This window comes from Candidatus Symbiopectobacterium sp. 'North America' (genome assembly GCF_015762685.1).
Lineage (GTDB): Bacteria > Pseudomonadota > Gammaproteobacteria > Enterobacterales > Enterobacteriaceae > Symbiopectobacterium.
The window spans coordinates 1-25,747 of record NZ_PEHF01000039.1 but is presented as its reverse complement, the minus strand read 5'-3'; the positions used below and the strand labels follow the sequence as shown (position 1 = coordinate 25,747).

Here is a 25,747-nt window from a genome sequence, read left to right as displayed (position 1 = left end):
TCTAATTGATGACGTTAGGCGGGATTAGCGGTCTGATGCTGGTCGGCTATATCATTCTGGTTCACGGCGGTTGATGCCACCGCGCCAGCGATGCCGTTAGCGAAAGCGATCCCCGGCAGAGGTCGAGGATCGTAAGTGCGCGACGGTTGTCAGAGCAGCGTAAAGCTCTGTTGTTTTACACGTTGTGAATCCAGACCAATAAATACCTCAAATTTGCCCGGTTCGACAACCTGCTGCATTTGCGCATTGTAGAACTTCAGATCATCTTCAGTGATGGTAAAGCTGATAACGCGGCTTTCGCCCGGTTGCAGCATCACCTTCTCGTAACCACGCAGTTCCTTGACTGGACGGCTGATAGAAGCGACCACATCGTGCAGGTATAGCTGCACCACGGTTTCGCCTGCACGCTTACCGGTGTTGGTGACCGTTACGCTCGCTTTCACACTGCCGTTACGTTTCATCAGCGGACTGGACATGCTCACATCCGACAGGCTGAAGGTGGTGTAACTCAAGCCGTAGCCAAACGGATACAGTGGGCCATTGGCTTCGTCATAGTAATGCGAGGTGTACTTGCCGGGATTTTCCGGCGTATATGGACGGCCAGTTGGCAAATGGTTGTAATAAATTGGGATTTGCCCAACGGAACGCGGGAAGGACATCGGCAACTTGCCTGACGGGTTATAATCACCAAACAGCACATCGGCGATCGCATTGCCCCCTTCCGTACCGCTAAACCAGGTTTCCAGCAGCGCATCCGCTTGCTGATCTTCGCGCACCAGCGCCAGTGGGCGACCGTTCATCAACACCAGCACCAACGGCTTGCCGGTGGCTTTGAGCGCGGCGATAAGATCGCGCTGGCTCTGCGGTAAATCAATGTTGGAACGGCTGGAAGCCTCATGGGCCATACCGGCTGCTTCACCAACGACCGCAACCACCACATCAGATTTCTTCGCCACCGCCACCGCTTCATCAATCATCTCTTGCGGCGAACGCGGGTCAACCTGTACCGCATCTTCGTATTGATTCAGGAAATCGATAATGCCTTTGTGATTACTGACGTTAGCGCCCTTGGCATAAAATACCGTCGCGTCATTTCCCACCGCAGTGCGAATACCGCGATACACGGTCACCGTTTGGCGCGCTAATCCGGCCGCAGACCAACTGCCCATGGTATCGCGCTTGCTGTCCGCCAACGGCCCCACCACCGCAATCACGCCCGATTTTTTCAGTGGCAGAATGTTGAGGCGGTTTTTCAGCAACACCAGGCTGCGTTTGGCAACATCACGCGCCTCGGCACGGTGTAAGCGGCTTTCCGCATTGGTATCTACCAGATCGCTGCTAGCAGCGCCCAGCATGCGGTAAGGATCGGCAAACAGCCCCATGTCATACTTCACGTTCAGCACCTGACGGCAAGCCTCATCCAGTTCTTGCATGGTGATAGCACCGCTTTTCACCAACTCAGGCAGGTACTTCACAAAGTACTCATCGCTCATGCTCATCGCGATGCCAGATTTCAGAACAATGCGCGACGCGTCACGTGGATCGCTCGCCACACCGTGTTTCATCAGTTCTTTAATCGCCCCGTGATCGGTGATGGTAATCCCTTGGAATTTCCACTGATCGCGCAGTAACTCTTTCAACAACCAGCGATTTGCGGTTGCAGGCACGCCATTGATGGAGTTCAGAGCGACCATCACGCCGCCACTGCCGGCATCAATTGCCGCTTTATAGGGCGGCAAGTAATCCTGAAACATACGCAGTGGACTCATGTCCACGGTGTTGTAATCGCGTCCGCCTTCCACCGCACCATAGAGGGCAAAATGTTTGACGCTGGTCATCAGTGAATGTCTGTCGGTCGGTGCCTCGCCCTGAAACGCTTTCACCACCACGCGCGCAATTTGGCTGGTCAGCCAGGTGTCTTCCCCAAAGCCTTCCGATACCCGCCCCCAGCGCGGATCGCGGGTGATATCGACCATCGGCGCCCAGGTCATGTTTAACCCATCTTCGGTGGCTTCATAAGCAGAGACGCGTGCGCTTTTTGCAATGTTGTTCATGTCCCAGGAAGAGGCTAACCCCAGCGCAATTGGGAAAATGGTTCGATGACCGTGCACCACATCGTAGGCAAAAAACAGCGGAATTTTCAGGCGACTCAGTTCCATCACCTGATCCTGCATCGCTCGAATGTCCTGACGCGTTACCGTGTTGAAAATCGCGCCCACCTGCCCGTCTCTGATCATCTCGCAGATCACGTGTTTCGGGTTATCAGTTCCCACACTGATCAGGCGTAACTGCCCAATTTTTTCGTCGGTGGTCATTTTACGCAGCAGATCGGAGACAAAGGCATCACGCTGCGCCTGATGAGCTGCATTGCTTTGTGCCGCAACAGGTGCAGTGTTGGTCAGTTGCGCTCCGGCCGGAGAGCAGGCCAGGCCAATCGCAATCGTCAAAGAGGTAAGCAATTTCATTCGTTATTCTAGCCCGAGCATGCCGCACTCCACGTCATCGGGGAGCGCCTGTGAGGTTTGAAAATGACGTCAGTAACGTCGTCAAAATATCCAGCGCGTAATCATAATGTATTTGTTCTGATTGTCTTTAGTAAAAACTGAAAGAATTACGCAATCCTGCGCCATCTCTCATCTACCGCGTGTCATTAGTCGCATTTCATGATACTCCTACTGATCTCTCCCACCGCTAAACTGCCTGAAGCATCATTAACGATGTATCAACTGCATATCGCCAATAAAAACTATTCGTCCTGGTCACTGCGCCCCTGGGTATTGATGACCGCACTCGATATTCCCTTTACCGAACAGCTGACGCCGTTTAGCGCAGGTGCGGTACAAAACGCCTTCAAAGCCTTTTCTCCAACAGCAAAAGTGCCTTGTCTGGTCGATGATAATCAGGTGGTGTGGGATTCGCTGGCCATCATTGAATATCTGGCTGAACGCCATCGCGGCGTGTGGCCCGAAGCGAGTACGGCTCGCACCTAGGCCCGCTGTGCGTCAGCGAAAATGCACTCAGGCTTTACCGCGTTGCGCAACCAGTGTGCTATGAGCTGTGGTGTACGCGTAGCGATACCGGAGCTGTCAGCGGCATTGCGCGATGAGTTAGCCCGCCTTGATGTGCTCTGGACGGAAGGTCTTACGCGTTTTGGCGGGCCGTTTTTGGCAGGGAACACCTTCAGCGCCGTGGATGCCTTTTTCGCGCCGGTGGTATTTCGCATTCAAACGTATAATTTGCCGGTTTCATCAGCCGTGAATAGCTACTGCCAACACCTGTTAGGGCAACCCGCCATGCAACGTTGGTACACCAGCGCGTTGGCTGAAACCTGGCGCGAACCGGCGCACGAAGAGGAAGTCACGGATAACGGCAAGCGTGTGGTGGTGGAGGATTTTCGCGCCTGACGGCGAGGAACCAAACCCGACGGAAAAGGTGTCCGTCAGGGTTTGCTACAAAGCGTCAGCGTTAAAACGCATTATTCAATATCTGTTGTAACTCGCGCCACCTGACCCGGTGCACGTGAGGCTAGCGATTTTTGCTTTTTATAGCTTAACGCGGCATCCGCAAAGTGGGTGTATTTACCGAATGCGTCCAGTACAACCAGCGCTACCGGTTTCTGATTGATCACGGTACGCATTACCAGACAATGGCCCGCCTGATTAGTAAACCCGGTTTTGGTCAACTGAATATTCCAGTCATTTTTGTAGACCAGATGATTGGTATTGCGAAAGGGCAGGCTATAGCCCGGGTTGGTGAAGGTGGCGGTTTTCTCCTGCGTGGTGCTCAACTGGCTCAGCAGCGGATATTGCTTGCTGGCAATCAGCAATTTGACCAGGTCACGCGTGGTAGAGACGTTGTTAATTGACAGCCCCGTCGGTTCCACGTAGCGGGTGTGCGTCATACCCAATGCTTTGGCCTTGGCGTTCATCGAAGCGATAAACGCCTGATAGCCGCCCGGATAGTGGTGTGCCAGACTGGCAGCGGCGCGGTTTTCGGAGGACATCAGAGCCAGCAGCAGCATGTCGCGGCGGCTGATCTGACTGTTCAGGCGCACGCGAGAATAAACACCCTTCATTTCCGGCGTGTGGCTGATATCAACTGAGATAACTTCATCCAACGGCAAATTCGCATCAAGCACCACCAGCGCCGTCATCAGTTTGGTGACAGAGGCGATAGGCACCACCGCATCCGGGTTAGCGGAATAAAGCACTTTATTATCAAGCAGATCGACCACCATCGCACTGCCTGAGGCGATCTCCTGATGTGTACTGGCAATGGCTGGCGCAGCCGTTTTCGCCAATACGGAGGGGGTGAATGTCATAGGTGCGGACAGTAGCAGCAATACAAGCAGAGAAAACTTATTTTTTTAATTATTATTTAAAGTCTTAAATAAATAACGGTTACGGTATTGGTAACAACCCGGGCATTATAAGTTAGCGCTCGCCGCTACGCACTGCGCAGCAGAAAAAGCTTTTGTGACAAAGTTTAACAGCGATTATTCTTCCTGCTTAGGCGCTGAACGCAAGAACACACAATAACTCCTGTGAACTCAGTCACAGGCGCTGCGTTGGGTGATGTTTATTGACCGGCTTTAATTTCTTTCACATACTCATCAGCACCGATACGGCCAAAGGTCACGATATCTGCCAGTGAGTTACCCCCCCAGGCGATTAGCTCCGTGTACCCCACCCGCCGCTTCACCGGCTGCAAACAGGTTCGGGATCACCTTGCCCTGATTATCGACCACCTGCGCTTTGGTGTTGATGGCGATACCGCCCATGGAGTGGTGGATACCCGGCGTCACTTCAATAGCGTAATATTTTCCGCTATCCAATGCTTGCTTAAAGCTTTCACGGCCAAACTCAGTATCTTTTTTCGCTTTCGTATAGCCCGTATAGGCCGCAAGCGTGGCAGACAGCTGTTTGGGATCCATCTTGATGGCAGTGGCAAGCGCTTCAACAGAATAGCCTTCAAACACCAATTTCTGTTTAAAATAGGTATCAATGATTTTGTTCTGTTTAACCAGCGCGTCATTAAATATCACGTAAGCATGCGCATTAGGTTGTTTTAAAATGTTTTGCGAAACCACGTCACGCGTCAGCAATTCATTAATAAAACGCTTCCCTTGTTCATTGACCAAAATAGCACCATCGCCGCGAACACCCTCCGTGATCAAAATGCCTTTTCCGGGGACGGTGGTTGGGTGAATCTGGATATATTCCATATCCACCAGCTTGGCGTTAATGCTTTCCGCCATTTTAACCCTTTCACCCAAGGAACCTGGCGCATTCGTCGTTTTAAAACCAACCAGTTTGGGATCGTAATGTTTAATCATGTCAAAGTTGGCACTAAATCCACCGGCAGTGATCATTACTTTCTTGGCATCAATAGTGTAAACGTTTCCCTCTTTGCCTTTGGCTTTAATTCCCGTTACTTCACCTTTATCATTTTTGATAATTTCCGTCGCGGAAGTGCGTGTACGCAAATCGATATTAAGCGCTTTGACTTTCTTGATCAGCGCCGTAGCAATAAAGCTGCCGGCTGGCTCCCCGCCCACGGGTCGGTGAATGCGGTCGACGCTGGCGCCACCCGTTCGCGACACATCAGCCAGTTCAGCGCCATTGATTTTCAAGAATTCAATGGAGTCTTTCGCCTGCTCTGAAAGGATACGTACCAATTCAGAATTATTAATGTTCCTCCCTCCTTTCATCGTATCTTTAAAGAACAGCTCAGGATTATCCTCAATTCCTTTGGCTTTTTGATAAGGCGTTCCCGCCGCGTTTAAACCGCCCTCCGCGCGCGCAGTATTTCCCCCGGCAAACGGCATTTTTTCCAACAGAATAACATTAACACGCTGGTTGTGTGCTTCAATGGCAGCGGACATGCCCGCTCCACCGGCACCAATGATAACCAGATCGGTAGATTCCCGGTTTTCACTTTGCGCCATAGAAGAAAAAGCGAGTGCTAGCGCACTGAATAACAGCACCTTTCTTTTCATGATATATTCCTTTATTCAATAGTATTGTCACAACTATTCACAGTGCATTGCACCATCATGACTTTTAATCATGGTATACGACGTGCAACGGCGCTGCTTTTTCAAATACTACACCCTTAGCAGAATAATTATTTTAACTCGATCATGAAATGATAACCCTCGACGCTTTTCACTACCGGTAAATTAAACGCCAGCATGATTAAACAAGTTTGTTATCAATATTCCGCATGATATCAACATAACGAAAACATTCAGTGATAACCGTTATTCAAGGAAATAATAACCGCTTCGAAATTATCGATAAAAGGGAGGATATAGCAGTGGTATTTATAATAAAGAGGAATAAAAAGTGTGGATGGTAATAACGCCTGTGACATCGGCCACAGGCGTCTGACTGATTAGGATTTCGCTTGTGCCAGCGCCTGTTTCGCAGCTTCCAGTACACCAGTACTCGACATGGTGGCACCCGTTACCGCATCAATACCGTCTGCCGTTTGTTTTTCCACAATTTCCGGCACGATATTATCAATAACACCGAGCATCAGCGCTTCTGTATCCTCGTGTTTTACCACTTCCACATTGGCAATTTTGCCCTCGCTGATTTTCACCGAAACTTCGATCTTCCCTTCTTTACCCTGCGCTTTGCCGGTGTAGGTACCGTCTTTATACGTTTGGGCAGCCTGAACGCCGGCTGAGGCAACAAACAACAAGGCAGCAGCAGCCACCAACGATGGAACGATTTTTTTCATAATTTTCTCGCTTTCTCTGATTTTGTGATAATAGCAACGCCGCTGCTCACGAAGCGGCGTCCCCTAAATAATATGACTTATTTACCTGCTTTGATTTCTTTCACGGCTTCATCGGCACCGATACGGCCAAAGGTAACAATATCCGCCAATGAATTACCACCCAGGCGGTTAGCACCGCGGACACCACCTGCCGCTTCACCCGCTGCAAACAGGTTCGGAATGACTTTCCCGTCTTTGTCGACCACTTGCGCTTTGGTGTTGATAGCAATACCGCCCATGGTGTGGTGGATGCCCGGCGTTACTTCAATCGCGTAATATTTATCGGTATCCAGCGCCTGTTTAAAGCTGTCACGCCCGAATTCAGTATCTTTGTTGGCTTTTGCGTAGCCGGTATAGGTTTTCAGGGTTAACGGCAACTGCTTGGCATCAACCTTGATAGCGTTTGCCAACGCTTCCGGTGTATCACCTTCAGCCACCAGTTTTTGCTTGAAGTAGCTGTTGATGGTTTTATTTTGTTTCACCAAATCATCGTTAAAGACCAGATAAGCGTGAGCACCCGGTTGTTTCAGGATACTTTGAGAAACCACATCGCGCGTCTGCAATTCGTTGATAAAACGTTTGCCCGCTTCATTGATCAAAATCGCGCCGTCGCCACGCACAGCTTCGGTGATCAGAATCTCTTTACCCGGCACGGTGCTGGGGTGAATCTGGATATATTCCATATCCACCAGCTTGGCGTTGATTTTCTCCGCCATCTTAACCCCTTCGCCCAGTGAACCCGGCGCATTGGTAGTTTTGAAGTTGGCGAGTTTCGGATCGTATTGCTTGATCATGTCAAAGTTGGCACCAAATCCACCTGACGTAATCATCACTTTTTTAGCATTGAGCGCAAATTCTTTGCCATCTTTGCCTTTCGCTTTAATGCCGGTGACTTCGCCCTTGTCATTTTGCACAATTTCCGTGGCGGACGTATTGGTGCACAAATCGATATTCAGCGCTTTTACCTTTTTGATCAATGCGGTCGCAATGAAACTACCGGCCGGTTCACCGCCGGCAGGCCGGTGGGTACGATCCACACTGGCACCGCCAGTACGGGTTAAATCGGCTAACTCAGAGCCGTTATCCTTCAAGAATTGCACAGAGTCTTTTGCACGTTCAGACAGCGTGCGCACCAGATCGGGTTTGTTGATGTTACGGCCACCTTTCATGGTGTCCTGGAAGAACAACTCCGGGCTGTCCTGAATACCCTTGGCCTTTTGATAATGGGTGCCGGCAGCGTTTAGCCCCGCCTCGGCGCGCGCCGTATTGCCCCCGGCAAACGGCATTTTTTCCAGCAGGATAACTTTTGCACCCTGGTTATGTGCCTCAATGGCCGCAGACATGCCTGCGCCACCCGCGCCGATGATCACCAGATCGGTAGATTCGGGCGTCTCACTTTGCGCCATGGAAGAAAAAGCGAGTGCCAGCACACTGAATAACAGAACCTTTTTTTCATAATTCGGTTCCTTTATTCTGTTATTTTGCAGGATGAAGTAAATACGATTGATTTTTTTACTTACAAAAGCCGGTGATATAATATTTACTGCCTGCCACTTTTACCACCGATATCTCAAAAATCAATTCGCCCCAGAACATCTTTATACAACGCGTTAAAGTTTTCACAACATAATTCACACCGCGCGGCCCCATCATGGATTTTAATCATGGTGTACGACGTGCAACGACGGTGCTTATTCAGATACTACGCTGATAACAGAATAATTATTTTAACTCGATCATAGAATGATAAATCCTTTTGCCAATTCTATGCATCGAGTTTAATCCAGGTTGACACCGTCAAAAACCCAATAATTGACGATATGAGCGAGGCTCTTTATTTTCCATATCCAGCCCCAGATGCAGTGTGCACTGCACACAGGCCTCTTCCAGGTCCGGCAACGCAGCCTCATCATCGGTCATGACCTATATTTCCACGTAGTGTCCCAGCATAGCAATATAGTCGAGCGTGATGTGGAACTGATCGAGGAAATAGATACTGCGGGTTTTATTTACATGATGAATGGAAATATAGCCTAACGTATGCAACATGCTGTCTACTTTTTCAAATGATTCGATATTAACAGCCTCGCAATGTCTTTCCTCTGGACCTTTAACAATCCATAATTTAATTCCAGAAGGTGACATAGACCGTAACACCATGCTCATATTTCTTTTATGTAGCGAGGCGAGTGGGTCATCGTAATAAATATCGTATTCACTATTCTCAAACACGAAAGCTTCTGGATGAAGACTTAATAAAGTGTCACGAAACTCGCTAATATCCTTAATCTTGAATTTCAGCTCGATCTCATATTTCCCCAAAAAGTGTGTCGTCATGACTCTTCTCCACGTCCGGTGAACGGCGAGGCCGCCTGCGCTGCCAAGATTCTTCATGGCATTGCTTACGGCTGTCCCTTTGGATAAAACACAGCCTGCATATCCGCTACTATGTCAAACCTACCACAGATAATAGACTTCATCACATAGTCTGCCAGCATGTTTCACTTTCCGAGCGATAAACACATCACAGTGACAATTTCTCCCGCTACCGGGCGCTGCTCCAGCGGTTGCCACCCCATTCGGGCATAGAGCGCCTGTTTGTCGGGCGTATACAAATACAGCATCTCAATGCCCTGCTGCTGACAGCGTGCCACGCAAGCATTGACCAGCGCAGTAGCCAACCCTTTACCGCGCTGAGACGGGACCGTGACCACTTCCCCCAGCCAGTATTCTCGTTCTGGGCAATCGTCCAGTTCATAGCGGATGATACTGGCGGTAGCAACCGCATGGTCATCGTGAGCAAACATCCCCAGAGAGAACGCGCGATCGGTCGCTACGCCGCGCTGGCGTATAGCAGATTCAATTGCTGGCGTACTCGACCAGCGGGGAAACGCCGACCATTCGGCGTAGAGCAATGCGGCAACACCAGCAATGTGCGCGGGGTTGTCATTCAGATCGTGGATGTCCATAAACACGCTACCAACGGCCAGAGAAAATCTGACCTTACCGCGAGACCACGCGCAGAGGCAAGCGTTAGGGGGACTCGCTGGCAGTGGTATTAACAATAAATACCGACAGATAGCCCAAGTGGTGCATAAACTCGCGCAGAATCAGCAAACGGGCCGTGAAGGCGTTGTCCAGCGGAATGGCTTCCCAACTGGCAGGGCAGCCGAGCATCACCTGCTCGAAACGTTTAAACAGTCGCTCGATATCGTCCTGCTCAATATGCCAACCGTGCGCATTGGCCGGTACGCCGGTAGTATCGGCCAATGACGTCAGGGCCGGATCGCACAGATAAAGGGGATGTTGCGTATCCACCTGCTGGCGAATGCGGGTGACCTCATCCTCTACGGTCATGATTGCCCGTTCCATTTCGTCTGGCGTCGGGGGCAGATGGCGAAAAAAAGTCGCGGCGGCTTTCTCATACCCTAACGCCAGCCGCGGCGCATCAGCGTCCGGCGATGCCACGACAACGGTTTGCTCCGCAGCGATATCCAGAAAGGTGATGGGTAAGGTGAGTCCCAGTGTCTCACACAGTTGACGATAAGCACGGCGAGCGCCCTCAGTCTGGTTGGTCATGATCTCTCCATCAATAATGGTGCGACTCATGCTTGCACGCATGAGAAACAGCGGCAATATCCTGCGGCGTGGTACGACAGCACCCACCGATCAGGCGCGCGCCCGCAGCTCTCCAGGCTGACAAATGCGCGGTCAACGAACACGCCTGCTCCCCGGTTGCGCTCCAGCGTTTGGCATTCGCATCATAATGCTCGCCGGAATTAGGATAGACAACCAGCGGCAACGCTTTCAGCGAGGATAAATGCGCTAACGCCGCCGTCGCACTTTCCAATGCGACACAGTTTACCCTCATCGCCACGACTTGCGGATGGTTATCCAATAGCGCCACAACGTCACGAAGCGGCGTGCCATCGCTGATGTGCTGCGCATCACGCAGCGTAAACGAGAACCAGGCAGTGATAGTGGGAAACTCACGCAGCAACTGTAACAGCGCGGCCATCTCCGGCAACGAGGGCTGGGTTTTGAACGCCAGCAGGTCAACGCCCGCGTCGATCAGCGCCGCAATACGTGGTCGGTGGAATGCCATCATCTCCGCCTGTGGCAGATGATAATCGCCACGATACTCAGCCCCATTCGCCAGAAAAGCCCCATAGGGCCCGACCGAGCCCGCCACTAACAGTACGCCCACATCGGGATGTGCCGCGTAATAATCTTCACGGGCACGCACCGCCAGCTCAACGCTGCGCGCGATCAGCGCCAACGACTCTGCTTCGCTCAGCCCGCGCGCCGCAAACCCCTGCGGCGTCGCCTGATAGCTGGCAGTGATGGCGCATTGCGCCCCGGCAGCAAAATAATCGTAATGCACCTGATAAATTAACTCTGGAGCTTCCATCAACACTTTCGCCGACCAGAGCGGATCGCACAAATCACAGCCGCTCGCCTCCAGTTCGGTAGCCAGCGCACCACCCAGGATCACCACGGGTGACTGCTCCAGCAGCGCGGCAAGGGGATTCTCAGGTAACATTATCCAATTCCTCAGGTAATTCACGTGTCTGTTGCCTCTGCGTGAAATAATACCCGGCATAGCACATGGCAACAAAAGGCAATCCGCACCACAAGGCAATACGCTGCGCGGGATCGAATGCCAGCCCGATACAGGCTAGCAGGCAAAGTAAAAAACCAGCGATCGGGGTAAAAGGAAACCAGGGTGCGCGGTAATTAAGCTCCGACAATGAACGCCCGGAACGCAGATGGTGACGACGAAAAGCAATATGAGACGCACAAATACTGAGCCACACAGCAACCACGGCAAACCCGGAGATGGCAGAAAGCGCCACGTATACCGTATCGGGTGCAACGATACTTGAGGCCAGGGCCAACAACCCGCCCAACATACTGACCGAGATCGCTATCAGCGGAATACCGCACCGTGTAAGGCGGGCAAAACAGGCAGGCAGCGTCTTCTCATTTGAAAGCGACCACAGCATACGCCCCGAGGCATAAAGACCGGAATTAGCCGCTGATAAGATCGCCGTCAGAATGACAAAGTTAAAAATATCCGCAGCATAGGGAATACCGATGCGCTCAAACACCTGTACAAATGGGCTTTTGACAATCCCCGCCTGTTCCTAAAAGGTAACCGATGCGATTTATCGGGCCTCAGCAAAGGACAGGCTTGACAGAACTCCTGCGGCTGAGAGGCCTTATAGTAAAAACAGCAGGTACGACGAAAGCGGATCCACTCACCGTTCGCCGGTACCCAGGTTAGCGGGCGAAAATAGACGGTAAGCGGATTAACGTCTAATCCAAACAGTGCGCCAGGAGCCTCGTGAACCACATAGTAAAAATCCTGTTTTACACGCGCTTCTGTCGCCGTATCAGAGGCTTGCATCCGATGTTCAAACAGAGAAAACAGCCGTACAGCGGTATTCTCCCACAAAATCCGCGACGAGATGCCTGACGCGGCCGACAGCACATGCCACAACGGCGTCAAATGTTCCGCAAATACGCCACGTAGCAAGGCATCACGCCAACTCGCGCGATCCAAATCCGACAGGGGCGTTGAGAGCGATAAATCGTCCATCACCATATGCGACTGCCAAAGATGTCCATCGTGACGCGTATCCAACAGGCAGTTCGTCAGCGCCATGTTTAGCCCTTTGTTGTACATCGATAAGGGATAAAAGGCAGCCGCTGTAGTAAGAAAAGCCACGCGTTTACTTAACAACGACGCGGTAATACCCAGAGAGGGGGCCCCAAATCGTGGAGCAAGCTGTTGCAACATACGCTGACAAGACGACGTATCCAGGAGTGTCGATACCGGCACCGCGCTGCTGAACGGGTACTCTGCCATCGCAATCAAGTTAAAACGATCGGCGAGATCTGCCCGCTCTTCGGCGTGAAAGGAAAGATCACGTATCGCGCAAACTTTGCTGTTTCGGCGCATAACGACCCAGTGGAATACAGAGCGGCGTACCGAACACTGGGTCAGCGATGATGCGGCTATCGAGATCGAATACGGTTTTAATCAGCGTTTCCGTCAGGATCGCCTGCGGCGCGCCTTGCGCAAATACGCCTCGCTGGTGAACCGCCACCATGTGATGTGCATAACGGCATGCCAGATTCAAGTCGTGCATTACCATGACGATGGTTTTACTGTGTTGCTCGTTGAGCTCGCGCAGCAAATCGAGCACCTCAATCTGGTGCGCCAAATCGAGATAGGTGGTTGGCTCATCCAGCAGCAAAATATCCGTATCCTGCGCCAACGTCATGGCGATCCACACTCGCTGACGTTGCCCGCCAGACAGCGTATCCACTACCCGCTCGCCCAGCGCTGTCAGCCCGGTGCTGTTCAGCGCCTGCTCCACTTTTTCTTCATCCTGCGTCGACCACTGGCGTAGCCAACTTTGGTGAGGGTAGCGCCCCATAGCAACCAGTTGACGCACGGTCATTCCCTCTGGAGCAATCGGTGTCTGTGGCAAAATTGACAGCTTACGTGCGATGGCGTGGGTTGATTGGCGATGAATATCCGCACCGTTGAGCATGACACTGCCAGAGGCTGGCGAGAGCAAACGGGCAAAGGCTTTTAGCAAGGTGCTTTTGTCACATCCGTTGCTTCCGACAAATACCGTGATGCACCCGGCAGGCACTTGCAAATCCAGATGTTCAATAATCACCTGTCGGTCATATTGCAACGTCAGTGCACGTCCTTAGAGCGGGAAAGGGTTTGGTGAATTCATCGTTATGCCTTAATGATGACGTTGCCGAATCAGTAAATAGAGAAAAAAAGGACTGCCCAACGCAGAAATAAAAATGCCTGCTGGCAAATCCAACGGTAAAAAGAGCGTACGCCCCACCCAATCCGACACCACGACCAGATTGGCACCGATCAATACCGTTGCCAGCGGACTGCCAACAAAGGCTCGACCTACCAGACGTTTCGCCATATGGGGGGCAATCAACCCCACGAAGCCGATCGCCCCCGCATGGGCGATCGCGTTACCGGCCAGCGCAACGCTCAGCAACAGCAATGCGCTACGTCGCCGCTCCAGAGTGGCACCCACGCTCGTGGCAACATCGTCGTCCAACTCATGGATCGGCACATGGCGCGCCAGTAATACCAATAGCGGCGCGATGAGCGCCAGCCATCCAGTCAGAGATGCCACATCCTGCCAGTTAGCACCGTAAACACTGCCGGTCAGCCAGATGTATGACGAGAGTGTGGTATTGAATGGGCTAAGCAGCAGCAACCCCGTCGCCACTGCTCCCATCAAAGCGGAGATCCCTACCCCAACCAATACCAGACGGTAAGGCGATACCCCGCGTCGCCAGGTCAGCAGTTAGATCAGCAGCGCCGTTCCCCAGGCTCCCGCAATGGCCGCCAACGGCATCCAATGCTGCCCGAGCACACCCGCGCCGAAAGAGAGAAAAGCGACAGCTGCGGCAGACGCGCCGCTGGTAACCCCCAGCAGATCGGGCGACGCTAACGGATTGCGCACCAGACTCTGTAATATCAGCCCCGAAAGCGCTAATGCCCCTCCCACCATCACCGCCAACACGACGCGAGGCAGGCGCAGCTCCCAGACGATAAAAGCGTTACCCTCGATAGTCTGGTGCGGTGCCAACAGTATGTGCATCACCTCCCACGGAGAGAGCGGCACAGCCCCTCGCGATAGCACCAAGAGTATCGTCACCAGCGTTACACCGAGCAGTGCAAGATTCCAAAGACACGCGCAGCTATCCACCCGACAAGACAACATGCCGATACGCAGCGAGTAAGCGTTAGCCATGACGCGCCTCCCGCCGAACCAACGCAATAAAATAAGGTGCCCCCAGCACGGCGGTCATGACCCCCAGCGGCAGTTCCTGCGGTAAAATCGCCACGCGCGCCACCATATCTGCCCAAAGTAGCAGACAAGCGCCCAGCAAAGCGCTCGCGGGGATCAGCCAACGGTGGTCGTGGGAACACAACCGACGGGCAATGTGCAGCACAATCAAACCAATGAAACCGATGTTACCCGCAATCGCCACCGCACTGCCCGCCAACGCAATCACACACACGCCCATCAGGCCGCGAATCCATCCGGTACGCACCCCTAACCCGCGTGCCACGTCATCACCCGCAACCAAAATATTAATATGCGGTGCCAGTACCCTGCTGAATACCAACCCCACCACCACATAGGGCAGCAAGGGCATCAGCAGATCGCTCTCTCGTCCAGCCACCGAGCCAGCCAGCCAAAACAGTACGCTGTCCAATCCGTCCTGATTGATCACCAACATCGCTTGGGTAAACGAGAGGAAAAGTGCCGTGATCGCTGCCCCTGCCAGCAGAATTCTCACAGGGCTTGTAGACCCTCGCCCCAACGAGCCGATGCCGAACACCAATCCTCCCGCGACTGCCGCACCGAGAAATCCGGACCACACCAACGTAGCCAGTGATGCAGCACCTAACCAAATGCTGCTCAGGACGATAAAGAAGATCGCCCCGGCATTGACGCCGAATAACCCCGGTGAGGCCAGTGGATTGCGCGTCATCGCCTGCATCAGCACCCCAGCAACGGCCAGACTGGCGCCGACCGTCAGGGCCATCAAGGTGCGTGTCAGACGCGTGGTCTGCACCAGAATATGTTCGAGCTGCGTCCCATCCGGGTGAAGCCATGCAGCCAGCACGACGCGCGGCGCGATCGGTTGTGCCCCGACCATCAGGCTGGCAAAGCTGGAGAGGATCAACAGCAGCACCCCGCCACACAACACCCACACAGGCCTCATGGCGTTGTCTCCGCAGGCAGCAGCCGTTGTGCGATCTCATCCAATATCCGGTTCGCACCTAAAATGCCTCCCGACAAACTCCAGGCCACACTGTCCACGGTGTAGACTTGCTCGCGTTGTGGGGCAATCAGGCGTTGCCATAACGGGTGCGCTGTCCAGGTGCGGTAACGTTGCGTCACCGCTGGTTTTTCCGAGCGCATAAAAACAAAAAACAGATCGGCGTCCAGCACTGGCAGACTCTCTGGCGTACTCAGTTTGCGCATCACGCTGAGCGAATCTGCCTGCGTTTCCGGCCAGATAAACCCACTTCCGAGAGCACTGAGCCGGCAAAGCTGCGTGCTAAATATTGACGAATATGGTCATCACGAAACTCAATCAGGGAAACGCGGAGTGGCCACTGTGAACCATAATGAGCACGCAGGCGGTCGCGCAATACCGATACTCGCTCCTGCCAGGCGGTGAGCAAGCCCTGTACTTGCGTCTCTCTGTCCAGAGCCTGCCCCATCAGTTGTACGGTGCGTTTGAATTCAAACACATCCTCCATCGCCACCGTGGGGGCGATCTGCGACAACAAGGTGTACACCCGTTCATGGCGAAAACGTGATGCAATGATCATGTCGGGTTTAAGCAATGCGATGGCTTCCAAATTCGGCTGCGTTTCCAACCCGACATGGGGCACATCACCTAACGCACCACGCAAATAGCGATACATCGGTTTTTCAATCCAGGAGTCCACGACGCCTACCGGCGTTATCCCCAACGCGACAGCCGTATCCGTTGCCCCCTGAAACAGGGTAACCACCCGTTTAGGTTGCCCGTTAATCACGGTTACGCCAAGCGCGTGTGACACCTGACGCGCCCAGCCTGTTGTAACCTGTAACGACAGGAACAGCAGCACCAACCATAACATCAGGTATCTTCCCATCCCGCAGCCACGGGCCACGAGACGGGATAAGTAACACTTATAAATCAATGGAGTAACCCAATGTCACGGTACGTCCACGCCCGGAGAAATAGCGGGTATTGGCCGCAGTCCCCAGTTCCACTGACTGCGAATAGTAGGTGATGTACTGTTTATCCAGCATGTTAGCAACCGCCAGATTCACACGGCCATAAGGCAGTTTGTAGCCAACGGCAGCATCCACCAGCAGATAACCGTCGAACCCTAGTCCGGCATCATCAAAACTGCGGCTGAAGGCATAGTTGCCTTGGACAAACGTGTTCACCTTCTCCGTCCAACTTGCCGACCAACTGGCAATCACCCGATCCGGCGCGATGTTCAGGCCAGTCATCTTTTTATCCAGTTTGCCATCACCATTGCTGTCGCGTTTACCTTCGGTATGGGCATAGGAAAGATTGACTTTATGCTGCTCGTTAATCTGATAACCGCTTCGGACCTCAACCCCTTGCACGCGGGTTTTCTCGCGCTTGGAAACGAAATCGTCATCGCTGTTAAGCGTAACGGAATCCCCCAGTTTCGCGCTGGAACGGAAATAGCTGGCTTCAAAATCAACAGCACCCTGCTGCACCCGGAAACCCGTCTCAATATTTTTGGTAACCACCGGTTTGACGTTATTCGCCCAGCTCAGATCGACACCCTTGGTGTCAATATCGCGCAGTGCACGTCCGACATCAGGCATGCCAAACCCTTCCGAGTAGTTGGCGAACAGACTAAGCGGTTCCCACGGCGAATAGACAATGCCAACGTTATATAACGTCTGGTTGAACTTGGGAGTTCCACCTTTTACCGCCACGCCGTCATAGACACCTTTTGCATCTGCTGATTGCGTGCGATAGTCATCAACCTTTAGTCTGGCAATTTCGTGACGTACACCCGCATGCAGCGTCACGTTATCCAGCAGCGCGTACTCGGTTTGTAAAAAAGGCGAGTAGTTGGTGTATTCGATTTCCGGCACATAGGTGCGTTTGGTCAGATAGAGATCCTGCTTGTTCTTATCAAGCAACACATCAAAACCCGCCGTCACTTTCAATGTATCTTCCAGAAGGTCGTCACGTGTGAGTGCGAGTTTTGCACCAAGTTTGGAGGATACCGCGCGAGATTGATCTTACAGCGTTTTGTTGGGCGCGGTGGTCGTGTCCTGGAACGATTGCGAATTGGTGGCACCGAACAGCGCTTCATACTCCTGGCTGAATAACAGCGTCGAGAGTTTGAACCCCGCCAGATTGTTGTGATCGTAAGTAAGGCCCGTGCTCCACACACTGTTAAACGGCGCATCGCCCGGTGGCGTACCGCGCGCGGATGTGGTCGGAATACCTTGCGCACGCACGCCATCGACGCTCAGGTAGTCATTTTCTCCGCGAATGTGGTAACGGTTGACGCTCAATTGCACGCGCTGATCGTCATTAAGCCAGTACCCTACCTTGGCCAACACATCGCAAGCGCGGGAATCCATGGTATCGCCCTGGGTGTTACCCACTCCGATGGCCCGTCCATTGCCATCAAGATAAAGCCCTTGATTTTCATACCCCAGAGACACCAGATAATCGAGTTTATCCACGCGACCATCGACGCGATAAATGGTTTTATAGCTGGCCGTTTCGCCCCGGATTTTCTCTGTGGGCAGCGTGGTTTGCACGGAAACATGCTGATTGAACGCCCCGTTTTCAGGGCGACGGGTGATCAGGTTAATAACACCGCCAGTCGCACCCAAACCATTCGTGGCATTGGCCCCGTGAATAACCTCAATCCGCTCGATCATGGAAAAATCGATGGTATGCATTTCACGTCCGGTGGGGCGTAGCGGATTCGATTGTGGAATGCCATCGACCAAAATCAACGCAGACCGACCGCGGAAGGTTTCACCGCTGCCGCTCATTTTTTGTCGGCTAGGAGAAAAGGCAGGCAACAAGTTACTCAACACTTGCGATGAATCTGATGTTACGCGCAACTGTTGCTCAATTTGCTGACGGTTGATAATGGTTACCATCTGCGGTGCTTTAGGTTGTTCCACGTTGGAACGCGACGCGCTGACCACCATTTCATCATTTCCTGCGGTTCGATTTGTACCTTCTGCATAAGCACATTGCGATACCCCCCAGACCCACGGCGCTGCCGCCAATAACATGCGCATCCGAATCACGCGCTCCTCCTGTTTTCACCTGGTAATGAGACACCGGGACCCCACATGGCCCGGCATAAAAAAATCCGCCCAACGCCACTCCGATTAGGAATGGTGTTGGCGGACAGAATTCATTACTAGTGCACGGCAGGCCGTAAGCAGCCAGGCCGTTGATGTTTATGCACTATAGATAATGAGATTATTAATGGTAATTATTACTATTCAACAACAGCAATAACAAGTTTTACGCTATATTTTCGTTACACTAACAATCACACATTTTTCATTATAAATTAAAGGGATATAGAAAACGTTTGTCGTCTGAAATCGCCGATGCAGTGCCTGCCCCCGTGTAGAAGAAACAATCGCACCTGTTAACTGAGAACCAGATCACATAAAAAATCCAAAAAACCACTAAATTTAATCATACGATTGATTGAATGGGGCTTATGCCATGCTTTTCTCGGCAACGTCGCCTACACGAGGCGACCACACCAAGCAACAACTGTTACAGGCAGCCCTTGAGGTGTTTGGCGAGTTTAGCCTGCAAGCCGCCACCACGCGCGACATTGCCCGCCGTGCCGGGCAGAACATCGCCGCTATCACCTATCATTTTCACTCCAAAGAGGGGTTATATCGCGCGGTGGCAAGCGCTATTGCCGATGAAGTGGCGCACACCTATCTCCCTTTGCGCATAGAAATTACCGAGTATCTGCAACAGCCCGCAGCCACGCCAGAGCGCTACATGGCGTATCTGCAAAAACTGGTGCTGAACTTCACCCGGCTGATGACCAGCCCGGAAACGTTGCACTTCAGCCGCTTTATGTCGCGCGAACAGTTGTCACCGACAGATGCCTATCCGCTGATGCACGATCGCATTATCGCGCCCATGCATCAGTTGATGACGCTACTGGTCGCTGGCTACACCAGGCTAAACAGCAACGATCGCAGAACCGTTATCCACGCCATGCGCTGATCTGTGAAGCACTGGCGTTCCGCTTTGCCGGAGAAACCATACGACTACGAGCGGGCTGGGACGACATCGGTTTGGAACAGAGCCTGGTGATTAACGACGTGGTGACACAACACATAGCTCTGGTGCTTGACGGCCTGAGAGCCGCACAAGAGCGCTGATGCCTTTAGCCGGTCAAAAAGGGAAGCCTTCCATCAATAAAGTTAAATTGCGCGTGACCATTCTGGTGCTTTTACTGCTGGCAGCCGCACTCTATGCTGGCTGGGCGCACTATGCACGCCGTGACACGCCCATCACGCTGTACGGTAACATGGATATTCGCACGGTGAATCTGGCATTTCGCGTCAGTGGACGTCTGGCAACTTTGCAGGTGGATGAGGGGGACAGCGTTAAGGCAGGACAGGCGATCGCGGCGCTGGATACCGCACCGCACCATAATGCGCTGCGCCAGGCTGACGCCAACGTTGCCAGCGCAGCGGCTCAGCTGGCACTGCTTCAGGAAGGTTATCGGCGTGAAGAGGTTGCTCAAGTGCGTTCTCAAGTGGACCAAGCGCAGGCCGCCTATGAGTACGCCGACAAATTCTATCAACGCCAGCAAGGCATGTGGGGCAAGGGTGCCGTGGCAAAAAATACGCTAGACGATGCCCGTTCGGCGCGTCAACAGGCACTTGCTACGCTGCAAGCCGCTAAAGAGAAATTGGGCCAATTCGAAAGCGGCAACCGCCCGCAAGAGATTGCCGCCGCTGAGGCGGCACTGGCACAGGCGCAAGCAGTACAGGCGCAGGCCATTCTCGATCTGAGCGATACCACGCTAACCGCCCCTTCTGATGGCGTGATCCTCACCCGCGCCGGAGAAGCAGGCAGTATGCTCAGCGCGGGCGGCACTGTATTTACGCTCTCGTTGACCCGCCCGGTATGGATTCGTGCCTACATTGATGAGCCACAGCTTGGGCAAGCGAAACCAGGACGAGAAGTGCTAATTTATACTGACAGCCGTCCAGACCATCCCTACCACGGCACGATCGGATTTGTGCCCCCCAGCGCAGAATTCACCCCTAAAAGTGTAGAAACCCCGGCGCTGCGCACCGATCTGGTTTATCGGCTGCGTATTATCGTGAACGATGCGGACGATCTGCTGCGCCAAGGCATGCCAGTGACGTCGCGCTTCGCCACTGACAGCGTAACGCCATGAACAGCCCCATACCACGCATTACGCTGGACGGGGTAGAAAAAACCTTCCCCGGCAGCACCACGCCCGCGCTGAAACCGCTGACTGCCACGCTTGATGCGGGTGTGGTTATCGGCTTAGTGGGGCCAGACGGCGCGGGTAAGACTACGCTGATTCGCATGCTGGCCGGTCTGTTAACACCGAGTAGTGGTACTCTGCGCGTGATGGGGCTCGATCCGGTACAGGATGACCGGCAATTGCACGCCATCCTTGGTTATATGCCGCAGAAATTTGGGCTGTATGAAGACCTGAGCGTGATGGAAAACCTGACGCTTTACGCCGACCTACGCGGTATTACCGGCACACAGAGTCAGGAAACCTTTGAACGCTTGCTGACGTTTACCGACCTAGCGCGGTTTACCACGCGTCTGGCTGGAAAGCTTTCTGGCGGTATGAAGCAGAAGCTGGGGCTGGCCTGTACTCTGCTGGGCCAGCCTAACTTACTGTTGCTGGATGAGCCGGGGGTTGGGGTTGATCCAATCTCACGGCGCGAGCTGTGGCGCATGGTGCACGAACTCGCTGGCGACGGCATGCTGATCCTGTGGAGCACCTCTTATCTCGATGAGGCAGAGCAGTGTCGTGATGTGCTGCTGCTGAATAACGGCGAATTGCTGTATCGCGGTGCGCCGCAAGATCTTACCGCCACCATGGCCGGTCGCTGTGTGCTGGCCCATACCGATGGCGTTGCACACCGCACGCTGCTGCAACAGGCATTGCAGCACCCCACCGTCAGTGACGGCGTGATTCAAGGCAAGTATTTGCGTCTGATGCTGAAGGCAGACGCAACCCCATCCAGCCTGTGTGATACGCTCCCGCTGACACCAGATAACATCGAAGCGATAGCCCCGCGCTTTGAGGATGCCTTTATCGACCTGTTAGGTGGTGGCCCCAAAGGGGATTCTTCACTGGCGCGCATTATTCCGCTCATTCCCGATGACGGCGATGGCAAGGTGATAGAAGCCCGTCATCTGACCAAAAAATTTGGTGAATTTGTCGCGACCGATCGGGTCGATTTTACCGTGCGAAGCGGCGAGATTTTCGGCCTGCTCGGCCCCAATGGCGCAGGAAAATCAACCACCTTCAAGATGATGTGCGGTTTGCTCACCCCCAGTGAAGGCCATGCGCGCGTGTTGGGCCTGGATCTTAAAATCAGCTCAGGCAAAGCGCGTCAACATCTGGGCTATATGGCACAGAAATTTTCTCTGTACGGTAACCTGACGGTTGAACAAAACCTGCGCTTTTTCTCTGGCGTCTACGGTCTACGTGGCCACCAACAACGCGAGAAAGTCGCGGCTATGACGCAGGCATTCAACTTTGCGCCGATAAGCCGACAAACGCCGGACGCCCTGCCGCTTGGATTCAAACAGCGCTTAGCCCTGGCCTGCGCCTTAATGCACGAGCCGGATATTCTGTTTCTTGACGAACCCACCTCTGGCGTCGATCCCCTCACCCGCCGGGAGTTCTGGATGCACATCAACGGCATGGTCAGCCGGGGTGTGACTGTCATGGTGACCACTCACTTTATGGATGAGGCGGAATATTGCGATCGTATCGGCCTGCTTTATCGCGGCAAACTGATTGCCAGCGGCACACCCGATGCCTTAAAGCAACAGGCGGTTACGCCAGACATGCCCGATCCCAGCATGGAGCAGGCGTTTATCGCCCTGATTCAGGCCTACGCCATGGAGAACGCCCATGACTAATGCCAACAGCAACCCCGTCTCGGACAGCACCGCCTTTTCCTGGCGACGCTTGCGGGCATTGTGTCGCAAAGAGAGCAAGCAGATTGTGCGCGATCCCAGCAGCAGTCTGATTGCCTTTGTCATCCCATTGATGCTGTTGTTTATTTTTGGCTATGGCATCAACCTCGACTCCAGTCGCTTACACGTCGGTATCCTGCTGGAAGAACAGAGTGAAGCGGCGCGCGATTTAGCCCAAACCTTTGCCGCCTCCCCCTATATTGAACCAACCATCAGCCGCGATCGCCAAACATTGATCCAGTTGATGCAAGCGGGGCGCATTCGCGGTTTGATCACCATCCCTGGCAATTTTGCCGAGCAGTTGTCACAACCCGGAGGGCTGGCCCCGCTCCAGGTGATCACTGACGGCAGTGAGCCTAATACCGCCAATTTCGTTTCCGGCTATGTGCAAGGGGTTTGGAGGGTCTGGCAGGAGCAGCGCGCGTTGGCTCAAGGGGGAACATTTTCACAACCCATAGAGGTACAGCTGCGCTATTGGTTCAACCCGGCAGCGGTCAGCCAACACTTTATCATTCCCGGTGCCATCACCATTATCATGACCGTGATTGGTGCCATCCTGACCTCGTTAGTGATTGCCCGAGAATGGGAGTGCGGCACCATGGAAGCGCTGCTGTCAACGCAAGTTACGCGTGCAGAGCTGCTGCTGGCCAAGCTGATCCCCTACTATGGGCTGGGTATGATAGCCATGGTGCTGTGCATGGTGGTGGCCGTCTTCGTGCTGCATGTTCCCTACCGCGGATCGCTCTGGATACTGTTTGGCATTAGCAGCCTGTTTCTCGCCTGCACCCTCGGCATGGGACTGCTGATTTCCACCCTGACGCGCAACCAGTTCAATGCGGCGATGGTGGCGCTGAACGCTGCATTCTTGCCGGCGGTCATGCTCTCCGGGTTTATCTTTGAGATTGACAGCATGCCGGCGCTGGTGCGAGCTGTCTCTTACGTCATTCCCGCACGCTATTTCGTCAGTACGCTGCAAAGCTTATTCCTCACGGGTAACGTGGTCAGCATCTTGCTGATCAATCTGGGCTTTTTAAGCCTTGCCACGCTGTTTTTCATCGGGCTGACCGCGTTGAAAACGCGGCGCAGATTGGATTAGGGAGGGATCGCAATGTTTTACCGCTTATGGACGCTGATCGTGAAAGAGCTTCAATCGCTGCTGCGCGAACCGCAAACCCGCAGCCTGCTAGTGCTCCCGGTGGTGCTTCAGGTCTCTCTGTTCCCATTCGCCGCGACGCTGGATGTCACCAATGCTACCATCGCTATTTATAGCGAAGACAGCGGCCCCGCATCGATTGAACTGACACAGCGCATCGCCAACGCGCGCACCTTCTCTCAGGTGCTCACGCTGCGTAGCCCGCAGGCCATCACGCCAACTACCGATAACCAGAAAGCGTTATTGCTGGTGCGCTTTCCGCCCGATTTCTCCCGCGATATTGCCAACGGCAACAGCACCTCGCTTCAGGTCATTCTGGATGGACGGCGTTCTAACAGCGCGCAAATTGCGGCAAATGATATACAGCAGATTGTTCAGGAATATGAACGGGAACTACTGGCGGGGAAAACGCGCAACAACCAGAGCGAACTGGTGGTGCGCCACTGGTATAACCCGAATCTGAACTACAAGTGGTTTGTGGTGCCTTCGCTTATCGCCATGATTACTACCATCGGCGTATTGATTGTGACGGCGCTCTCGGTAGCGCGGGAGCGTGAACAGTCAACAGGGAACACTCGACCAACTGCTGGTCTCACCGCTGGCGACCTGGCAAACTTTCGTTGGTAAAGCGGTCCCGGCACTGATTGTCGCCACCGGTCAGGCCACCATCGTGCTGCTGGCAGGGATCTTCGCTTACCAGATTCCGTTTGCGGGTTCACTGCTGCTGTTTTATGCCGCGATGCTACTGTACGGCTTGTCGCTGGTGGGGTTTGGTTTACTGATTTCGTCGCTGTGCGCCACGCAACAGCAGGCGTTCATCGGCGTGTTTATCTTTCTGATGCCCGCGATCCTACTCTCAGGCTACGTCTCACCGGTGGAAAACATGCCGCTGTGGTTACAGAACCTGACCTGGGTAAATCCCATCCGCCAATTTACTGACATCACCAAGCAGATTTACCTCAAAGGGGCCGATTTCAGCGTGGTATGGCACAGCCTGTGGCCACCGCTGATTATCACTGCGACTACCGGCAGCGCGGCCTACGGGTTATTCAGGCGAAAGATGTCGTGAACCACCATCGATTTTTGCTCAACTCAACCACAAATTTCATTGAGTAACTCAGGGTGGCGATCGAGAAGTTTCAGCAATTTCACCGTAGAAGGATGGGGCTGCGATTTTCCCGCTTCATACCGGTAAAATGCGTTATCACCGCCACCAAATATCCGCCCGGCTTCCCGTTGCGATAATTCGAGTTTCTTTCGCACGTTCATGATATACCCCGGTTTGACCGTGTCATTAATAATCGAATTCTTAAACTCGACCACTTTCGCCATGTACTCAGCCGACTCGGCTTTGTCCATCACCGTTTCACCGCACTTAGGGCAATGCAACGCACGGATTTGCTGCAACATCGTTTTTTTGCCACGCCATGAATAGGGAACATCTTTTACACGTTGTTCCATTTCGGCACCGCCACACTGAGGACATTTCATTCTACTTCTCCTTAAATGAGACGATGAGTACATCTCGAGTATCGTCACTTTCATATAAAATCTGATGCCCTTTATCGTCGGGCGGTACACATCCTGCCACACCGTATGATCGTGGTATGTCGTCATACTCTTGTAAAAATCCTGACAGGTCAGCGCCATTATTACTGAACACATGCCATCAAAATCGAGATTCAGTTCGTCTGCTGAATCAAGCGCCGATCGTGTTGCTCTAACGTTTCCCTCTGCAACCATGGCCTGCACGACGTGCAGACGGGTATGTGGAGTTTTCTTTTCCATCTGCGCATCCATGCTCAGCATCAATAAAATTGTAACTCATTAGGTTATATCCATCAAAACATAATCACCAAGTAGTGTTACAAGTTTCAACATCAACCATGCGCTAATGGCCAGACTGCGCCAAAAAAATCTATGGTCACCCCCGTTTTTGCAACACTGATTTTCGATTGATGTTGGGCTTGCTTAAAT

Annotated in this window: 17 protein-coding genes and 8 pseudogenes; 6 read left to right on the top strand and 19 right to left on the bottom strand. The window is 53.1% G+C overall.

Features of this window, described 5'->3' with window-relative positions; all coding sequences use genetic code 11:
- Positions 1 to 149: 149 nt before the first annotated feature.
- The gene (gene bglX / locus CS369_RS08720) at positions 150 to 2,465 is read right to left on the bottom strand and encodes a beta-glucosidase BglX (RefSeq protein ID WP_196906774.1); all 2,316 of its coding nucleotides are present in this window, start codon (positions 2,463 to 2,465) and stop codon (positions 150 to 152) included.
- 252 nt (positions 2,466 to 2,717) lie between these two features.
- On the opposite strand from bglX, the pseudogene CS369_RS08715 reads away from it, so the two are divergent.
- A pseudogene (locus tag CS369_RS08715) lies at positions 2,718 to 3,404 on the top strand (glutathione S-transferase family protein).
- A gap of 71 nt (positions 3,405 to 3,475) precedes the next feature.
- Here the strand turns inward: CS369_RS08715 and pbpG are convergent.
- From pbpG to CS369_RS08640, 16 genes and pseudogenes are all read right to left on the bottom strand, one after another.
- Positions 3,476 to 4,351: a D-alanyl-D-alanine endopeptidase gene (pbpG, locus tag CS369_RS08710; protein WP_280514755.1), complete on the bottom strand. Its 876-nt coding sequence runs from the start codon at positions 4,349 to 4,351 to the stop codon at positions 3,476 to 3,478.
- Between the two features lie 303 nt (positions 4,352 to 4,654).
- Entirely contained in the window at positions 4,655 to 5,998 is a 1,344-nt protein-coding gene (locus CS369_RS08705) for a flavocytochrome c (RefSeq protein WP_196906772.1), read from the bottom strand.
- Between the two features lie 398 nt (positions 5,999 to 6,396).
- A complete protein-coding gene (locus tag CS369_RS08700) occupies positions 6,397 to 6,747 on the bottom strand; it encodes an FMN-binding protein (protein WP_196906771.1) in 351 nt (116 codons plus the stop codon).
- 77 nt (positions 6,748 to 6,824) lie between these two features.
- Positions 6,825 to 8,216: a flavocytochrome c gene (locus CS369_RS08695; protein ID WP_244664908.1), complete on the bottom strand. Its 1,392-nt coding sequence runs from the start codon at positions 8,214 to 8,216 to the stop codon at positions 6,825 to 6,827.
- A 367-nt stretch (positions 8,217 to 8,583) separates the two neighbouring features.
- Positions 8,584 to 9,123, bottom strand: a pseudogene (cyaB, locus tag CS369_RS08690) (class IV adenylate cyclase).
- 164 nt (positions 9,124 to 9,287) lie between these two features.
- Positions 9,288 to 9,755: a GNAT family N-acetyltransferase gene (locus tag CS369_RS08685; RefSeq protein WP_196906770.1), complete on the bottom strand. Its 468-nt coding sequence runs from the start codon at positions 9,753 to 9,755 to the stop codon at positions 9,288 to 9,290.
- 64 nt (positions 9,756 to 9,819) lie between these two features.
- Entirely contained in the window at positions 9,820 to 10,395 is a 576-nt protein-coding gene (locus CS369_RS08680; RefSeq protein WP_244664907.1) for a hypothetical protein, read from the bottom strand.
- Positions 10,376 to 11,329 (bottom strand): homocysteine S-methyltransferase, encoded by a 954-nt coding sequence (gene mmuM, locus CS369_RS08675; protein ID WP_196906769.1) that lies wholly within the window; start codon positions 11,327 to 11,329, stop codon positions 10,376 to 10,378. Before mmuM ends, CS369_RS08680 begins: the two co-directional genes overlap by 20 nt.
- Positions 11,319 to 11,933 (bottom strand): annotated as a pseudogene (locus CS369_RS08670) (amino acid permease); the annotation flags it as partial. The pseudogene CS369_RS08670 and the gene mmuM, both read right to left, overlap by 11 nt.
- Positions 11,840 to 12,751, bottom strand: a complete 912-nt coding sequence (locus tag CS369_RS08665) for an IucA/IucC family C-terminal-domain containing protein (RefSeq protein ID WP_196906768.1) — start codon at positions 12,749 to 12,751, stop codon at positions 11,840 to 11,842. The pseudogene CS369_RS08670 and the gene CS369_RS08665, both read right to left, overlap by 94 nt.
- Positions 12,717 to 13,505 carry an ABC transporter ATP-binding protein gene (locus CS369_RS08660; RefSeq protein ID WP_196906783.1) on the bottom strand — a complete coding sequence of 263 codons (789 nt, stop codon included), beginning with the start codon at positions 13,503 to 13,505 and terminating at the stop codon, positions 12,717 to 12,719. Before CS369_RS08660 ends, CS369_RS08665 begins: the two co-directional genes overlap by 35 nt.
- 48 nt (positions 13,506 to 13,553) lie before the next feature.
- Positions 13,554 to 14,564, bottom strand: a pseudogene (locus tag CS369_RS08655) (FecCD family ABC transporter permease).
- Between the two features lie 22 nt (positions 14,565 to 14,586).
- Entirely contained in the window at positions 14,587 to 15,576 is a 990-nt protein-coding gene (locus tag CS369_RS08650; protein WP_196906767.1) for an iron ABC transporter permease, read from the bottom strand.
- Positions 15,573 to 15,842 carry a hypothetical protein gene (locus CS369_RS24925; RefSeq protein ID WP_307833682.1) on the bottom strand — a complete coding sequence of 90 codons (270 nt, stop codon included), beginning with the start codon at positions 15,840 to 15,842 and terminating at the stop codon, positions 15,573 to 15,575. Before CS369_RS24925 ends, CS369_RS08650 begins: the two co-directional genes overlap by 4 nt.
- A complete protein-coding gene (locus CS369_RS08645; protein ID WP_307833680.1) occupies positions 15,839 to 16,486 on the bottom strand; it encodes an iron-siderophore ABC transporter substrate-binding protein in 648 nt (215 codons plus the stop codon). The genes CS369_RS24925 and CS369_RS08645 overlap by 4 nt, the downstream gene beginning before the upstream one ends.
- Before the next feature lie 52 nt (positions 16,487 to 16,538).
- Positions 16,539 to 18,668: pseudogene (locus CS369_RS08640) on the bottom strand (TonB-dependent receptor).
- 442 nt (positions 18,669 to 19,110) lie between these two features.
- Between CS369_RS08640 and cecR the strand changes: the two are divergent.
- From cecR to CS369_RS08615, 5 genes and pseudogenes are all read left to right on the top strand, one after another.
- Positions 19,111 to 19,790: pseudogene (gene cecR, locus CS369_RS08635) on the top strand (transcriptional regulator CecR).
- Between the two features lie 32 nt (positions 19,791 to 19,822).
- On the top strand, positions 19,823 to 20,821 hold the full coding sequence (gene hlyD / locus CS369_RS08630) for a secretion protein HlyD (RefSeq protein ID WP_244664910.1): 999 nt from the start codon (positions 19,823 to 19,825) through the stop codon (positions 20,819 to 20,821).
- Complete coding sequence (locus CS369_RS08625; protein ID WP_196906765.1) at positions 20,818 to 22,560, top strand: ATP-binding cassette domain-containing protein; 1,743 nt, start codon at positions 20,818 to 20,820, stop codon at positions 22,558 to 22,560. The genes hlyD and CS369_RS08625 overlap by 4 nt, the downstream gene beginning before the upstream one ends.
- A complete protein-coding gene (locus CS369_RS08620) occupies positions 22,553 to 23,713 on the top strand; it encodes an ABC transporter permease (protein WP_196906764.1) in 1,161 nt (386 codons plus the stop codon). The genes CS369_RS08625 and CS369_RS08620 overlap by 8 nt, the downstream gene beginning before the upstream one ends.
- Before the next feature lie 12 nt (positions 23,714 to 23,725).
- A pseudogene (locus CS369_RS08615) lies at positions 23,726 to 24,839 on the top strand (ABC transporter permease).
- Positions 24,840 to 24,862: 23 nt separating this feature from the next.
- On the opposite strand, the gene CS369_RS08610 reads toward CS369_RS08615, so the two are convergent.
- Positions 24,863 to 25,261: a type II TA system antitoxin MqsA family protein gene (locus CS369_RS08610; protein ID WP_196906763.1), complete on the bottom strand. Its 399-nt coding sequence runs from the start codon at positions 25,259 to 25,261 to the stop codon at positions 24,863 to 24,865.
- A 1-nt stretch (position 25,262) separates the two neighbouring features.
- Positions 25,263 to 25,558: pseudogene (locus CS369_RS25110) on the bottom strand (type II toxin-antitoxin system MqsR family toxin).
- Positions 25,559 to 25,747 lie beyond the last annotated feature (189 nt).

Coding starts and splice junctions, on each gene's coding strand:
- bglX (WP_196906774.1), bottom strand. CDS start 2,465: ATGAAATTGCTTACCTCTTTGACGATTGCGATTGGCCTGGCCTGCTCT.
- CS369_RS08705 (WP_196906772.1), bottom strand. CDS start 5,998: ATGAAAAGAAAGGTGCTGTTATTCAGTGCGCTAGCACTCGCTTTTTCT.
- CS369_RS08700 (WP_196906771.1), bottom strand. CDS start 6,747: ATGAAAAAAATCGTTCCATCGTTGGTGGCTGCTGCTGCCTTGTTGTTT.
- CS369_RS08685 (WP_196906770.1), bottom strand. CDS start 9,755: ATGGACATCCACGATCTGAATGACAACCCCGCGCACATTGCTGGTGTT.
- CS369_RS08680 (WP_244664907.1), bottom strand. CDS start 10,395: ATGAGTCGCACCATTATTGATGGAGAGATCATGACCAACCAGACTGAG.
- mmuM (WP_196906769.1), bottom strand. CDS start 11,329: ATGTTACCTGAGAATCCCCTTGCCGCGCTGCTGGAGCAGTCACCCGTG.
- CS369_RS08665 (WP_196906768.1), bottom strand. CDS start 12,751: ATGCGCCGAAACAGCAAAGTTTGCGCGATACGTGATCTTTCCTTTCAC.
- CS369_RS08650 (WP_196906767.1), bottom strand. CDS start 15,576: ATGAGGCCTGTGTGGGTGTTGTGTGGCGGGGTGCTGCTGTTGATCCTC.
- CS369_RS08645 (WP_307833680.1), bottom strand. CDS start 16,486: ATGTTATGGTTGGTGCTGCTGTTCCTGTCGTTACAGGTTACAACAGGC.
- CS369_RS08625 (WP_196906765.1), top strand. CDS start 20,818: ATGAACAGCCCCATACCACGCATTACGCTGGACGGGGTAGAAAAAACC.
- CS369_RS08620 (WP_196906764.1), top strand. CDS start 22,553: ATGACTAATGCCAACAGCAACCCCGTCTCGGACAGCACCGCCTTTTCC.
- CS369_RS08610 (WP_196906763.1), bottom strand. CDS start 25,261: ATGAAATGTCCTCAGTGTGGCGGTGCCGAAATGGAACAACGTGTAAAA.